Origin of the sequence: Bacteroides nordii (assembly GCF_019930665.1) — a bacterium.
In the GTDB taxonomy this organism is placed as follows: domain Bacteria; phylum Bacteroidota; class Bacteroidia; order Bacteroidales; family Bacteroidaceae; genus Bacteroides; species Bacteroides nordii.
Window position 1 is genome coordinate 5,561,348 of the sequence record NZ_CP082886.1, and the last position, 16,440, is coordinate 5,577,787.

Sequence of the window (16,440 nt, forward strand, 5' to 3'; positions counted from 1 at the left end):
AATGTACAGTGTTAATATACATTCTCTACTTCAATGAACTCCGGGATATCCCGGTTTAAACCTATTTACCTCTTTATTACCTTAAATGCTTTTGTTATATTGGATGCTTCTACTTTAACAATGTAGCATCCGCTATTCAGACCAGCGAGATTCTTTTGTTTTTCGCTAACGTTCATAACAGCATTCCCTGCCAGATCATAAATGACTGCCGTTGCATTGTCTCCGATATTCAATATCTGGCTTGCTGCGTCATAGTAAGCAGTGAGGTCGGCATTGGTAGATGTGATTCCTACCAGTTTGCTGAATGTAGCTTCAATGCTGACATCCCCTTTCGCCTCGAATGAATACTCCATATAGTTGCCATAATCATCTACTTCATTATTCAGGTCGACAGCCTCTTCATTGTTTTTCAGACCAATCACTTTCTCGCCTTTGTTGGGAGTGAGAGTGATAGTGATATAGTCTCCTTCATTGATTTTATCTCCATCAGCAATTTCTGCCTGAGTATCATAATTTTTGGCAACTACTGAACCTGAGTTCGGAGTAACATTCACCAAATTGAATGTATACTGCGTGCTCTTGAATGATACTTTGATATCAATAGAACTTGTAGCAGTAATCTTTAGTGTATTATTTTTCAAATCACTCAACCGGTTTTCGTCGTTGATAGTGAAAGAAGCAATCTTCACACTTTCGTTAGGAGCCACTTCGATTGTCAGTTCGGTACCTGCTTCTATTTCCTCACCGCTACTGATAGCGTTTTCTCCTGCTTTTACAGTGACTGTACCCAGATCTGGGGTTGCATTGGCATAAGTAACAGTGTAGGCTGCATCTACTATGCGCATCTCGAAGTCATAAAATCCACCGTCTACATATGCACCACATGCATCATCTCCACCCTGAGTATCGCCGTCGGTGAAGAGTACACGCATCAATGTCTTCTTTGCCGAAAAATTTTCCGGTATGGTGAAACTTGCAACAACATTGTCCAAATTATTATTACTGTTGCTTGTATCTCCGTATTTGATAACCATTTCGTCGGCACTGAATTGACCGTCACCATTCAAGTCAACGAAAATACGTTCAACTCCCCAACGGCCGTTTTGTGCCTGCACAGTTACTTCAATCGTTTGTCCGGCCCTGACTGCCATAGAGCGGTCTACGATTTTGTTATAGTTATCATAATTTCCGGTACCTGTGTCTGTGTAATTCAGATTGGCGACAGCTCCGGTAGTAGTTGCCGATGTAATGTGTCCCACTTCTCGCCCTTTTGAGAAAGTAGGAGTACAATATTCAACCTCAGCTTCGGTGAATTCAATAGTAACGTTTGTTGTTACTGATACAGTAAACTCTGTGCCTTCGATAGCCACACCGTTCACCAGGATAGAACTTACCTGATAACCTGCATCGGGAGTTGCTACAATGCTCAGTACAGTGCCATTCTCAAATTTATCGCCGGAAGTAATGGCCGCTCCGTCTTTCCGGATCTCGAAAGAACCGCCGGTAGCAGGTTGCTCCAGAGTTACGGCGAAAGCACGTCCGTCTACCAAAGTAGGAGATGTGGGAGTACTGGTAGTATATGGGAATTCTCCCTCTCCTTGCCATTTTGTTGTACCGGATATTTTATTGTATACTGCGTTGATATTCGCTTTCTCTCCCTCTATCTGATTGGCAAATGCTCCGGTAGTGCCGTCTGCTTCCTCATTCAGATTGTAGAGTGCGGTGATGCTGTTTACGGTAGAGGCATCAATCATGGCCTGGGCGGCTTCTTCTTGTGTCAGTGCTTTATTATAGAACTGAAATTCATCACAGAAACCATCGTACAAGCTTCCGCCTACATAGAAGATACATGGGTCATCTGCGAAAATTTCCAGTTTACTATCTCCTAACTCAATGGTACTTCCAAGTATTTCTCCATTTTTGTAAGCTGTGATACTGTTGTTATCATAATCATAAGCCACGGCGAGGCAGAACCACTCACCAATGTTCGCTTTTTCGGTTAACGAATAGTTTGTTTTATTACCTTTTACGTAGAAGTCTCCGTCTTTGTTGACCATGAGTACCAAACTTCCATTCTGGTTGAAGTGTCCTTGGGCACCATGTCCCATGATATAAGACATTCCTCCTGCAGGTAGTGCTCTGAGATTGACCCATGCTGCTATCGTAAAAGATTTACCTATGCGCTCATCGGTGACACCACGTTCGCCAAGCAAGTTATCGAGAACTTCAAGACGATATGCAGTTAATTTATTGCTCTGCCATACAGCAGCCGGGATATCTATTGCTTTATTCTCACTTGCATTTACGCTGATAAATGAAGTTAGTAAGAGAACTAATAATGTGAAAAGAGTATTTTTATTCATAGTAATAATATGTATTTGATTTTTTTATTCTGTTGAATGGCTTGCGAAACGACCGGCTGGTGTATTTCGCATTGAGACGGAAAGATTTGCCGGACCCCGGATGGAGGATTGAATACGATTGTTTTTCATCATACTTTTAAATTTATAGATTATACAAATCAGAGACGTTTTCGTCCCCTATACCTTTAAAGCAGATGAACCGGAAGTTCCCCTAGTGGAAAGTGCAAAAAAAAGCAAGGACATCACATTTTGCAGAAGTGTGGGGGATTCTTTTCTGCAAATAGTGTGTCCTTGCGTCTGTAATTAAAGTATTATTCGCTTAACTGTAGTTTGTTATGACCGGTCACAGTAATATCCAGCCCCTTTATGGTTAACTGCATTGTAAATGAAATGCCGTCTTTTTTACGACCAAACCAGTTGGCATCATCGAGTTTAAGCCGGTAAATCAGCGTTTCCGGATCCCAGTTTGCCTTAGATAATTTACCATCATCATAATAATAAGACTGATCGGGTGTGTCTACTATAGCATATGTATCCCGCGTTTCGTCAAAATCAGAAATGTAGAATTGTATGTAGTAATTTCCGTCTTCTGCCTTCACAATCGGATCGGAGTTTACAAATGCATACTGGAAGAGATCAAATTCGCATATCTTCTGGCGGAAACCGTAATCCCAGCGTTTGATGTACATTTCATATTCTCCTGTCGGGTATTTCTCATACGAGAATTTGATAGGTAGATATTCTTCTGCATCATCGGCTTTATACGTAGAGGCTATACTTTCTGTGATCTCACCCGTGACTTTGTTGACAAACTCCAGTGAATCAACAGAACCGTAAGTGGCAATATCGAGCCAGCCATCTGCTGCTACTCTAATGACACCTGCTGCTTTCTGAGACAGGTCTACTGTGATATCTTTGAGTACGCAGAATTTAAACCGATCCAGTTTCTGGTAAGTATCACCACGTACCAACAGCAGGTCGTATTCTCCTACTGTCCAGTTATCTTTGAATCCGAGCCCCACCATAATGGTGTCTGAACGGTAGGTACGTTGGTAATATCCTAATTCGTCTCCAATAATTCCTGCGTATTTATATCCCCAGTCCAGGTACAAATCTTCGTTATTTTCGGCTTTGCGTACAATGAATTCGTCACTTTGCTGTACACCGTCTACTTTGATAAACAGCAAGGCTCCGGATTCCTGAATAGGAACCTCATAACTACCTTTGTAGTTTTCCGTAGGGTTAAATTCTATCAGACTACCGTTGGTGGACGGCCCTGAAAGGCTGTTGTCGTCGTCACTACAACCCCATAACAACGGGAGTGCCAAGTAGAACAGTAATCTTAATGTAAGATGTTTCATATTCGTTATTTTCAGATTCAAAAAATGAAAGGAGAGGGTGTGTGATAAAATTTGACACACCCTTTCTGTTACATCGGTGGTATTATTCTTTTATTACTTTGAATGAGCGGACACATTTACCGTCTCTTGAAATTATCACATAGTACACACCCTTCGGAGCATCGAAACTCAATTTGCAAACTTCGTTGTTATCAGCATGATATTGTTTGGCTGTAATCAGTTTACCTTGAGTGTCACATACTCTTACATCATACTTACCTTCCTGTGAGAACAGGATATTGGCGTATTCCATGAACGGATTCGGATAAATGCTCAGATCTTCTACTATCTGGTTCTCGATACCTACACCCCCTTTTACTACGATATAGTCGTTGATCGTTTTAGTTGTAGTTCCCCAAGAGTTGGTCAGAGTCAGGCTAACCGGGTATTTCCCCTCTTTGGTATAAGAAGCTGTAGCGGATGTATTGCTATCTTGAGTGAAAGATGCACCTTCTAAAATCCATTTGGCCGATTCAAAAGTAACTTTTCTTACACCAGTGATTGACGGAACACCCAATGCGGTAGATAACTGATTCTGAGGGGTATCTGTTGTCTTATCATTGGCAGTTGAACTGATTGTCATATAAGCACCTTTAACCAATGTGGAGTTCTTTCCTTTGTTGGGGAAATAAGTATTGCCGTCATCATCGGTCTGAGTCTCTTCGAAAGTGAAGTAGCCTTGCAAACCGGTCGGAGCAATTCTGTATCCTTTCATTGATTGTTGCACTTCAGCATCGGTAAGAGCTTTGTCCCATATCTGCACTTCGTCTACCCATCCGGTGAAGCTGGCGAGATTGGTCATGTTACCACCTACATAGAAGTTTGCACCTTTCCAGTCTTTTGGACCTGAACCTCTGGATGTTACATCCAGCACTTTTTTCCCATTCAGATACATTTTCACATTTTTCCCATTCTTTACTACACAAACATGATACCAAACTCCCGGAGTTAGTGAATATCCGGTTGTAATACCGTCTACCTCAGCATTATGCTCATAATTGGGCGTACCTGCGGGAGGAGCGTCTACTGATACTGACAGTTCGTTTTCAGCATTTGCATATTTGCTGTAGTCCAATGGACGGATTGCTGTCCACATTTCACCCCATACTTTTTCTGTCCACGTGCCCGCATAGTTTCTGTTCACTTTGGTCATCAAAAGTGTTCCTAAAGAGGCATGTTCAAACTTCTCAACCTTGAACCACAGTCCGAATGATGTCGTTTGATAATTACTGAGTACACCGCTGTTTACAGTCAACTGGTAAGGCTCTTTCATATAAAGTGCCTGTGATACATTACAGTCGGCACCGTTGTAGGTTACACCCTCGTTGATCTCTGCCGTGAGTTTCACCGGAGCATCAGCCTTAGGTTCAGTGTTGTCAGCAAGGATATTTGTAACCTCCGGCAAACGTCCCGTTTCTTCTTTAGAGACGAGGAGCAAACCGCGTGTCATGTTCTCTTTACCTTCGCTGGTTACTTTAACATCATAGGTACCTTCTTCGGGCAGTGATGTGGTGAATGACAAAGAAGCAGCTTCATTCCCTCTTACTTCCTCACCTGTCAGTGAGTTGTATATCTGGAATTTGGATACGGCATGGTTAGGATCTTCAAAACCGATGGTAAATTCTTCTCCCGGTTTGATGATATCTTTGTCTATATTGATGGTTTCGATAACTGCAAGATCACTTTCAAGAGCGTCACTCCATACAATTGGTGAAGCCTTTTTACCATCCAGACCGATAGCACGTACACCAATCTGGAAAGTCGGATCTGTGGTATTTTTAAGTGGAGCATCTACAACATAGGCAGCCCATGAAGTGGTAGTAGTCACTACGAATGGAGTAACATCTTTTTGTTTTACATAAATTTCGAAATAAGATGTGTTTACTTCTTCATTGTAGATCGGGCATCCTTCGTACTCTGGCTTTCTGTCACCGGTGAATGCAGAGTTAAATGTAATTTTGAAATCTGCACGGTTATATACGCGTTTCATTACTTTCGTTGCGGCGATAGTCGGACGTACCGGTGTTTTGTTGAAGTCTGAAGGAACGAATGAGAGTTCCCCCAACAGTGTTTCATAATTGTTATCAGTACCGGCTACAGATAATCCGATACATCCGATAACATCATTGGCTTGTAAACCTAATTCGGATGCGTTGACAGTGATGGTTGTCCATTCGCCTTGTGCGATACCTTCTGCCGGAATAGTATAATAAGCAAACGTATTGGCATGGCCTTCTTTGGATATCATCAATTTCATTTTAGGATCAGTTCCGCTGTTGACTTTGAATGTTAGGGAGAATTTATCCTCACCGGATACTACATTGAATTTTGTACGGAACAAACGGATATCAGAATGTGCGGTAGCACCATGTATTTTCAGGCAGGAACCTGCAAACCATGCATCGTCAAAAGTGAAGTCACACTGGATGGCATCGGCAGGAACTGTCTGGCCATCACCATTGTCAATCCACCAGCGCCAGGTTGGCAGCATGTCTTGTATACCGATGTTGTACCATTTATGATCGAAAGTTGTTACTCCGTCTTTCTTGAAGAACATACCGTTGCCTAAGTTGAAACGTGTAAAGAAAGGAGTTTCTGTCAACGCACTCTCTTCAATAACAGCTTTAGAATATCCGTGCCAGTTTTTTAATTGGCTTAAGTTGGCTGTTACCTGTGCATCAGTTACAGGTGGAGTATTCAGAACATTACGTGTACCACCTGTAAACAGTAGTTCCTGTTTGGTCTGATACTCTTTCTGAATAGCCAAATCGGAAGTACCTCCTTCCGTAGAACTGGCATACAACTGGCTACGGTCATGTGCTCCCCATACTACTACTGAGACAGGTTGTCTCATCAATGCTGACCATTTCAAACCGTAACCACGTCCTTGCTGGTCGAAACCTGCATATACATCGAAGGTACTACGTCCCAGGCTCTTGGCTGCTTCTGCTGATTTTATCAACTGACTTTCTCCCCAGTTATAATTCAAGAAGAATACGTCGGTGACAGGCTCTCCGTTTTTCTGGAACCATTTATCGTTTTCACCGATTCCAAGGCTACATCCGTTATCCGAAAGACCACCGGAGTTGGAAACGAAAGCATACCAGTCTACATGGAACGGCCAGTTTTCTTCTTTCGCAACTTTATGACATTCTGCCAGGAAAGAAGAGAAATTTTCGTTCAGTGTGGACGACCAATATCCTTCGGGGTTGATACCGATACCGTCTATACCATAATATTTCAGGAATTGGATTAGTTTGCGGGCATATTTAAAGTTACCGCTTCCGTCTTTGGCGCAAAGTTGTCCGAGGAACTTTCCGGCCTCACTGTTTTCGGTTACCGAGGCAGCCCAGTCTATGAAGTAGAGGCATCCTGTTTTTACACCGTTTTTGTGAGCTACGTCATTGAATGCACCCGGTACACGGAACCAGGAGTTGGACCAGTTACCATGGATGTTGATGTATTGCCACATATTGAAGTTGTCTGCTTCAAAATTGTAACGGGGAAGTGGCCCCCACTTTTTGGTCATTTCACCGATAGGAGCCCACCAGCAAAGATTTTTGTTGTTTACATCTGAAAGATCTTTATTAGCTTTTGTTTCATTGTTCCAGAAACGTTCTTTCAGGGGAACACGTGAGATAAAGAAATTATCATCCATATAGGCCGGATCGTCACTGAAAGAGCTGCCGGGTGTCCATTTGTCAAGAGCTTCAATCATCTTGTTCTTGTCTGTTATTCCGAAGTCCACGTACATGTCGTGTGTTGGAATACTCTGAGCCATCGTACCGATGGATGCCAATAGGCCAATCGATGCAAATAGGTTTCTGAATTTCATCATAACTATTAGGATTTAGTGAATTAATAAAGATTTATTGTAATTTTTTTCTGTTTGCTACATCCCACCACAGGCGTGTTCCCTGCCAATCGTCCATACTGATACCGGTTGTCTCAGAGTTGAGCGCTTCTTTTGCGGTGAGTTCTACTTCTTCTACAATTTCCGAATCACTGGAGTTGTAAGGTATCCTCCGGACAGTAACTCCTTCGGTTAAGATTTCTCCTGTTATCCAGTTAAAACGTGGTTCTTCCAATGAGCCGTCAGAGTATCCGTAAGCATAAGGACAGGCAGGGATGAGCAACGGATATCCGGTACGGCGATAGTCGGTCCAGGCAACCAGTGACATTGGGAACAGCGTAATCCACTTCTGGGTAATGATTTTCTGCAATGCCTGTTCTTTATCCTCATCCGGATTATGGTAATAGGGATTGTTGTCAGCGTTAGCAGGGAAGTACCATGCATTGTTGAGCTGATAGTACCCTGACCATAATGGCAGATTATTGTCTGCATCATACCAGTCACGATAAATAGCTTCGTTTTTCAGGGTGGAAGAGACCGTCTGATCTCCCATGCCTCTCCAGGCCATATATTCATCATATCTGCCCGACATAGAGTGTTTATCGAAGAATTCTTTGATTCCGGCTTCATAGAATGATTGTGCCGAACCTCCCATACTCCAACCTCGCAGAGCACCTTCTGCACGTAGGAAGAGCGCTTCTTCCGTTTTGAATAATGCCAGTTTCTCACCTGCAAAATTCAGGTTGAATTTAGAGTAGTATTGATAGTTTTGTGAGGTTACACCGGCTACATCCAATGTGATTCCTGAACGAATACTTACATATTCAGTCTCTTTTTTCAATGTTTTTTGTTCTTGATTCTTTATGTCTCCGCCATTCTTTGCAAACCAGAATTCGAGAATAGGGTGCTGGGTTCGTACTAAGATATTGTGGTAACTTGCGTTGAGGCGAGAGTCTACCCAGCTATTGGCTATTTTATACAGAGGATGATAGCCGACATCTGTTCCGCTTCCGCAAATCAATCCGATCGTTTTATCACCAGCTTCCAAAACTCCACGCTGAACAGCTTCTTCTCCCAGTTGACGGGCCGTTTTGGGGACTCCGTTGACCATACAGGTGTATCCTTCCACATTAACAGTAGTCATGGCCATACGCAGAATGAGAGAATTGGCATATTTCCGCCACATTCTGACAATAGCACTGGCAGAGGTTTGTTCGGTCACCATATCAGTTTTCTCGATAAGAGCGTCAAGATTGTTGGTAGGGGCTTCTTGATAAACTTCCAGTATGGAATCGGCTTTAATCAGGTCACGGAATATCTGAGAGTATACTTCGCTTTGTTTTTCGTAAGTCAACGGATGGTCTTCTTTCAGTTCTTTGTAATCTTTCAGCGGCATCGGTCCGTGTACGTTGGTATACTGAATCGCTTCGTCAGAAAATAGTATAGATGCAAATGCACCTAAAGGAGCTATTTTAAGGGTATCGGAAGAACGCATAACCGGTACAACCTGCTGGGCTACCCATTGCATATTTGCGGTAGGGCCGCTGGCAAAATCTGCATAAAAAGACAACGACGATTTCAAACGTCCGTCAAAACTATGAGGAACAGACATATAACCAGCATAGTCGTCGCTGATAAAGCTACGTTGATACTGATATTTGTGCTCTCGTGAGTCAATCACCCTCATCTGTGCTGTCCGGAGAAATTCGGAAGCAAGCTCTGCGTTGGCTAAGATTCCTGTACTCGAAGAAGTACCGTCTTCTCTGTTGATGATTGAGGCATTTCCGTCATAGTCTAACAATGAGTCATAACATGCTGTTAATGTCATTGTTAAGAGGAAAGAGAATAATATAGATTTCTTGTTTTTCATCATATCTCTAATAATTTGAAGAGGTGGTTAGAATGATAATTTTAAGTTTAGGCCGTAACTGCGGGTAGTAGGTAATGAGAATGCTTCAATACCACCGTAACTATTGGCTGTGGATACGGATACATCGGGGTCAACCGGAGAATCTTTGTATAAGAAGAACAGATTTCGTGCTACCAGAGAAGCACTCAAGTCAATAGGTAACTTAAACAATTTACGGAAGGTGTAACCAAATGAAACTTCCCGTAAACGGAAGTTGGTAGCCGAGTAAGCATATTCACTTAAAGCCGGTTCACCAAGACCGATAGCCTGGAAATAACCTTTAGCAGGTGCTATTTGTCCGTCGGGCATGACAACTCCCTGAACAGGCTTCATAACAAGCTGTCCTCCTACTGAGGATTTGGACAGATAAGTGACACCTGCGTCACGTGCTTTTCCGCTTCTTTCCGAGAGTCCGTATGCGTCCAATCTTGCTTCCGTATAAGAGATAACCGTACCACCTATTTTACCGTCAATCAGGAAGTAAAAAGAGAAGTTTTTGTAATTGAGTGAGTTACTCCAACCCAGATGATGCGGGGAGTTGGCATTTCCCAGATAGCAGTCGTACTTAGAACTGATCATGGGAGCACCATTGACATCTGTTTTTATTTTCCCGTCTGATCCGTAGGCAAATGTTCTTCCGTACAATTCGCCGTATGGTTTACCTACTTCATAGCGGATCTTCAACCCACCGGTATATACAGGGGTCGTCTCCATCACTTTATTTAAGTTCTCTCCGTAAGTTTTAAGAATCACATTCTTATTGAATGAATAATTGAATGCTGTACGCCAGATGAACTTTCCGTTGAGTCTTGAAAAATTATAAGCTAAAGTCGTTTCAAATCCGCGGTTTCTGATTTTACCGGAGTTCAGAGGTATTTGTCCTCCTGTAGCCGCTGATTTAGGCAACCACTGATTCAACATGATCGTATTGTAAAACGTAAGGTCAAAGTCAATGGTGTTGTTTAAAAAGCGGGCTTCTACTCCGAGTTCTGTAGAACGCATAGTTTCCGGCAGTGGGTTATAGAAGGTTCGGTAACCGGAGGCTTCCGTGATTTGTGCCCCCCAGTTTTTAGACATACCTCCATAACTCAAATTGGGTATTGAGTTTCCTACTTCACTGTAGGATATACGCACTTTAGAATAGTTGAGTATATCGCTCTGTATTCCAAATATAGAATTCAGCAACGCATTGCCACCCACACTGTAGTAAGTATAGTGGTTGGGAGTTCCTAAGGCTGAGAACTGAGTATATACACGTGCCCAGTCAGTGCGGACAGAAGCATCAATGAATGCCATGTCTTTATAGCCGATTGATGCTGTCGCATACACTGCATTTTCCCAATTCTGGTCTTTCGATTTGCTGGTCGGTACATTGGCTCCGTCATGCTTGGTTGTGATAATATTGCTCGGATCGAAGACATTCGGTGTACTCGTTGAATCTGCCATCCAGTAATTGAATCCGAATGACGTGAAATCTTCTTTCAACGTACTTCCTCCTACATTGGCTGATAGATCAAAATCACCTACTTTCTTGTTGTAGCTAACCAGAAAGTCTGCAAAGATCTGATCACTGGTTGCTTTGTTATATTCGTGTATGGAGTTGTACACATTTTTGGCGTTGGTACCTTGATAGGTTTTTGTTTCGTTCGTATCTTTGGTTCTGTCTATCTTGCAACGGGCCAATGCGGTCAGGCCATCAATGATGTTTACTTTTAACCCGATTGTAGCAAATGCGCGTTCACGGACATTCTCCTTTTGCAGGCGGTTGGCATACCAGTAGGGTGAGTTCCGGTTCTCATTGTCTAACCAGGGCCATTGTTGTATAGGCCCTTCGGCATTGGCTTTGGGGTACTTTCCGTTTATTTCTCTGACGTAGTACAATTGTCCGTATGTTTCAGAGTGATCTTTGAAGTAAGAGATATCTGCATTACGAGGCATCAGATACAGGTCATATAAAGGATTGGCATATATACCTGAACCCGGACGGTTTTTAGAGGTCTGATGTATATAGCTTCCTGAAAAACTGACCTCGACATGATTGTCCAACAGGTTTACAGTTTGGCGTAATGTGATATTGTGCCGTTCAAACTTATTCTGAGGTATCATTCCTTTCGAGGTTGTATTACCATAAGAGAAGTAAGAAGTTGAATTCTTTGCTCCGGAAGATACGGAAATAGAATTATTGAAGTTAGTACCGGTCTGAAGGAATGAACTAATATTATCTACAGCACTATTACGTGCATAGGGTATTTCGTTTAGAGCCGTTTGTGACATACGACCGATACGGTCTCCCCATGAATACATGTTCAAACGGCGCTTGTTGATTGCTTCGTTTGGGTTCAGACTGGTATCATCATAAAATTCAGTATTTGCACCGTATGTGTTTTGAAACTTTGGAGTTACCAGCGGGGTTTCAAATAGCATACTGCTTGATACATCCACCGAAGTACGTCCTTCCTGACCTTTTTTAGTTGTAATGATAAGAACGCCATTAGCAGCTTTTGAACCGTATAATGCAGCTGCGTTCGCACCTTTCAGGATGTTAATATCAGCGATATCATCCGGATTGATGTTTGACAAACCATCCCCTCCGTCTGTACTATTGCCACCGGACAATAAAGCATCCTCAATCTGTGCCGTACTACGATCTGCCATAGGTACTCCATCCAGGATGATCAACGGTTGGTTGTTTCCTAAGATAGATGTATTACCACGAAGAAGCAACTTTGAAGAGCCACCGGCACCGGTAGAGTTTGGTGTGATTACCAGACCAGCTGTTTTTCCCTGCAAAGCATTGATGAAGTTGGCATCTTTGGCACGTGTCAACTCATCTCCGTTTACTTTTTGAGTGGCATAAGTAAGTGAGGATGCTTTCTTTTCGATACCAAGTGCGGTAACGACTACTTCATCCAGAACTTCTGTGTCTTCGGCTAAAGTGACGTTAATCATATTCTTCCGGATAGCGACAGTCATTGCCTTATACCCGATATACGAGAAGGTCAGTTCTCCGGAAAGTTCCGGAATACGGATAGAATAGTTACCGTCGATGTCACTGATTACTCCCTCATTCGTTCCTTTGAGAGTGATGTTGACACCAATTAGAGGCTCCCCTGTACTGTCGGTTACTTTACCGGAAATGGTTACTCTTTTATCATTCTGATTGATTCCGTCTGTTTTGGTTTCTCCTACTTTGTTGGAAAGAATGATGTGTGAACCCTCCATTAGATAATGGATGTTTGTACCCTTAAATAAATCATCCAGAACTTTAGAAACAGGAATTTCTTTGGCGTTAATTGACACTTTCTTGTCAATGTCAACGTGCGAGTTTATAATAAATAAATACTCTGTTTGTTTCTCTATCTCATTCAATATATTTTCAATAGGGGTATTTCGTGCTGAATACGAAATCCGGGCGCTTTGTGAATACCCTTCTTTGGCATTGAGTGAAAATATGGAAATCCAGATTAATAGAAGCGTTACTTTCATAATCTTAAGAAGATGGTTAATTTGTTTTTCATCAAAAGATAAAAAATCCATTATAGACTTTTTATTCATATCTTTGCATTGATTTAATATGGTTTCTACTGTGTTGATTCAAAGGGATTCCGGCAGTGTGGTGAAGGACCTGTCGGTATCCTCCTTTTGGGGGATTAGGCAATTTCTACATCATAGGCTGGTTCTCCTTTTTATTTTATGTGAATAATATCGCTGTTCTCATCTCTGTGGAATTTGAACTTTACATCTTTTTGCAATACCCGCAGAGCATATGAAATACCATCGGAATAGCGGAATTTACCGCTGCAACGGTAATTAAGTACCTCTTTATTTTCTATCTTGATTGTTACTCCATAGTGTCTTTCAAATTTCTCCATAATCTCGGCAAAGGTCTTGTCTCTGAAACACATCAATCCTTCGCGCCACCTGTATACATTATAATCCTCTATCTCTTTTATCCGGAGATTTCCATCCTGGAGATAGGCCATCTGAGAAGGGCGTAGTGTGATCAATTTATCGTCTTTAGTAACATTGACGGAACCTTCTATCAGTGAAGTCACAAAATCATTGTTATCAGAATAAGCTTCTACATAAAACTTTGTTCCGGTTACTTCAACCTGCCCTTTGGGAGTTTCTACAATAAAAGGTTGCTTCCTGTTGTGTGCTACTTCGAAGTAGGCTTCTCCGTTAATACTTACTTTACGTTCTTTCCCGTTGAATACTGCGGGATATTGAATGCTGGTTCGTGAATTCAACCATACCACCGTGCCATCTGCCAATTCTATATTGATACGCTGTCCTGCCGGTACGCTGAGTTTTTGCAGGGGCATCATATCTTCATTGTTGAATATATATTGGCTGGTAAGTGTCATTACAAGGGTGATAATAGCCACGGCAGCGATTTTGCCTATTTCTTTACCCCATGTGTTTACTAACTGCTTAAATTGGTTACGTTTGGACAGCAGGCGTTTTTCGTCAGCAAGCAGTATCATGGCATCAAATAGTTTTCTCTCTTCTAAGAAAGTGCGATAGTTTTCCGGAGAAGATTCCATCCACTCTCGTATACGCACCTCTTCATCCAATGTGGTTTTTCCTTGAAAGAAAGTATATAATAGTTCTTTATTCATATTCTTTTTTTGTTTAAAGGCATTATGAGCCGTTACGATAATACAGCAGCTAAGTGAGAGGGATGCATAGTGCAACTCTCACCTATTTAACTTTTAATAACATTGAAGTACAAGAGAAAGAAAAGACCGTCTACCCATTCATGGTATATAGAATATAGCCGATTAAACAGCACAGGGGTAGAAGAAATTCTTTATAAATCCCTAATGTACATACGTTTTGAATGGTGTTTCCGAGGATGCTGATTTTATCAGCAATTTGTTTTCTATAAAAACAGATAGATAAAGACTGGCATGTAGTCTTTCAAACTGATACGCAATTCTTTTAGTGCTTTAGCAATGTGAAACTCGACTCCTTTGGCTGTAATGTCAAGTTGACTGGCTATCTCTTGATAGGTCATATTCTGCATTCGGCTCATGATAAAAATCTGGCGGGTACGTTCGGGTAGGCTTTCAAGGGTGCGGTTCACTATTTCCTCAGCCTCTGCTGTGAAAAGCTCATAAGGTTCGCAGGCTTGCAATGTAGCGATACGGGTTTGTAGTTCCCATTGTGCATGATTTACCATGTTTTCGGCCACCTCTTCGTGCAGGCGGATATGTTGCAGGTAATTCAGGCATTTGTGTTTGATTGTGGTTAGTACATAAGCCGGTACATTCGTGTTTTCGTCCAATCGGTGACGGTTTTCCCAGTAATAAATAAGAGAATCGATAACAAAGTCCTCAGCGACAGCCTGATCCCGCACGTACGTATATGCAAAGCGAACGAATCGCTCTTTATAGTCGGAAAATAATTTGTTGAAGGCGGTCAGCTCTGAGTTTTTATTCATATCAGGGTAAAATCTTAATAGTGGACAAATGTAGTGAAAATAACAGATGAGTGATAGGATTAGCCAAAAAAAAGCTTAAAAAGTATGGATTGTAGTTTTATGATAGGTGAGAAACGGACATAATAAAAAAGAGAAAATTCTTTGTAGAATTCTCTCTTTTTTATCTCGAATCGAAAGGTTACGGAATTAACCGTTAACTCTTTTTTCTTTGATTCTTGCTTTTTTACCGGTAAGTGCACGCAGATAATACAGTTTAGCGCGACGAACTTTACCTATCTTGTTCACTTCAATGCTATCGATAGCCGGTGACTCAATCGGGAAAATTCTTTCTACACCTATAGTTCCTGACATTTTACGTACTGTAAAACGTTTCTTGTCTCCGTGACCGGAGATTTTGATAACAACACCACGGTACAACTGTACACGTTCTTTGTTACCTTCGATAATACGATATGCTACAGTTACTGTGTCACCTGCTTTGAAGCTTGGGTGTTGTTTACCGGTAGCAAATGCTTCTTCTGCAATTTTAATGAAATCCATTGTTCTTGTTATTAAATTGTTTTATCGTTACAACGCAACATATCAGGCAACTCTCTCCTGACAGCGATTGCGCGAAAGCGGTGCAAAGTAACGAATTATTTAGCACACTACCAACATTTTTATCTATATTTGTAGCACGATTAAAAAAACAAGATATGAAACAAACTTATGAAAAGCTCTTTTCCGGAGTGGCTCTGATGGCACTCCTGATGCTTTCTTCATGTCAGTCACCTTATAAATTGGTGAATACCGAAGGAAGTATGATTACAATTGATTCGGTCTGGGATACCCATCCTGATGCAGAGGCTGTGGCGCTGTTAGCCCCTTACAAGGCATCGGTAGACAGCATGATGTATCGTGTAGTAGGTACAAGCGAAATGACAATGGAAAAGGGAGGACCGGAAAGTTTGCTATCCAATCTGGTAGCGGATGTGCTGAAAGGGGCTGCTACCCAAGTTTTGGGTAAACCTGCCGATATGGGTCTGATGAATATGGGTGGTTTGCGGAATATTCTTTCTGAAGGAGAGATAACCTGTGGAAATATTTATGAGATATTGCCTTTTGAGAATTCTTTGTGTGTAGTGACGCTAAAGGGAAGCGTATTGAAAGAATTGTTTGCGGCCATAGCGGCCTGTAAAGGTGAAGGAGTAAGTGGAGTACGTCTTGAAATCACTAAAGACGGTAAATTACTTGATGGTACTATTGGTGGTAAGCCAATCGATGATAATAAACTGTATACGGTAGCTACTATTGACTATCTGGCAGATGGGAATGACGGAATGGGACCGTTGGCAAAGGCTGAAAAAAGAGACTGTCCTCCCGGTGCTACTCTACGCGGGCTGTTTATGGACTATGTAGAGCAGCAGACTAAAGCCGGTAAAAAGATCACTTCACGTATGGAAGGAAGAATTACGGTGAAATAATTATGA

9 protein-coding genes are annotated in these 16,440 nt (G+C 41.9%); 1 reads left to right on the plus strand and 8 read right to left on the minus strand.

Going from position 1 to position 16,440, the window contains the following annotated elements; translation table 11 throughout:
* Window positions 1-65: 65 nt before the first annotated feature.
* The 8 genes from K8P02_RS21355 to rplS all read right to left on the minus strand — a co-directional run bounded on the left by K8P02_RS21355 (window position 66) and on the right by rplS (window position 15,511).
* On the minus strand, window positions 66-2,363 hold the full coding sequence (locus K8P02_RS21355) for a LamG-like jellyroll fold domain-containing protein (protein WP_223381803.1): 2,298 nt from the start codon (window positions 2,361-2,363) through the stop codon (window positions 66-68).
* Between the two features lie 311 nt (window positions 2,364-2,674).
* Window positions 2,675-3,724 carry a hypothetical protein gene (locus tag K8P02_RS21360; RefSeq protein WP_025866798.1) on the minus strand — a complete coding sequence of 350 codons (1,050 nt, stop codon included), beginning with the start codon at window positions 3,722-3,724 and terminating at the stop codon, window positions 2,675-2,677.
* A gap of 82 nt (window positions 3,725-3,806) precedes the next feature.
* Window positions 3,807-7,601 (minus strand): endo-beta-N-acetylglucosaminidase, encoded by a 3,795-nt coding sequence (locus K8P02_RS21365; RefSeq protein WP_223381805.1) that lies wholly within the window; start codon window positions 7,599-7,601, stop codon window positions 3,807-3,809.
* Between the two features lie 31 nt (window positions 7,602-7,632).
* Window positions 7,633-9,489 carry a SusD/RagB family nutrient-binding outer membrane lipoprotein gene (locus tag K8P02_RS21370; RefSeq protein ID WP_155921410.1) on the minus strand — a complete coding sequence of 619 codons (1,857 nt, stop codon included), beginning with the start codon at window positions 9,487-9,489 and terminating at the stop codon, window positions 7,633-7,635.
* Between the two features lie 24 nt (window positions 9,490-9,513).
* Window positions 9,514-13,011: a SusC/RagA family TonB-linked outer membrane protein gene (locus K8P02_RS21375; protein WP_223381807.1), complete on the minus strand. Its 3,498-nt coding sequence runs from the start codon at window positions 13,009-13,011 to the stop codon at window positions 9,514-9,516.
* Window positions 13,012-13,211: 200 nt separating this feature from the next.
* Window positions 13,212-14,147, minus strand: coding sequence for a FecR family protein (locus K8P02_RS21380; RefSeq protein WP_025866801.1), 936 nt, complete (start codon window positions 14,145-14,147; stop codon window positions 13,212-13,214).
* 263 nt (window positions 14,148-14,410) lie between these two features.
* On the minus strand, window positions 14,411-14,971 hold the full coding sequence (locus tag K8P02_RS21385) for an RNA polymerase sigma-70 factor (protein ID WP_025866802.1): 561 nt from the start codon (window positions 14,969-14,971) through the stop codon (window positions 14,411-14,413).
* Window positions 14,972-15,157: 186 nt separating this feature from the next.
* Window positions 15,158-15,511 (minus strand): 50S ribosomal protein L19, encoded by a 354-nt coding sequence (rplS, locus tag K8P02_RS21390; protein WP_002559117.1) that lies wholly within the window; start codon window positions 15,509-15,511, stop codon window positions 15,158-15,160.
* Window positions 15,512-15,666: 155 nt separating this feature from the next.
* On the opposite strand from rplS, the gene K8P02_RS21395 reads away from it, so the two are divergent.
* Window positions 15,667-16,434, plus strand: a complete 768-nt coding sequence (locus K8P02_RS21395; RefSeq protein ID WP_025866803.1) for a 5'-nucleotidase C-terminal domain-containing protein — start codon at window positions 15,667-15,669, stop codon at window positions 16,432-16,434.
* Window positions 16,435-16,440: the final 6 nt, after the last annotated feature.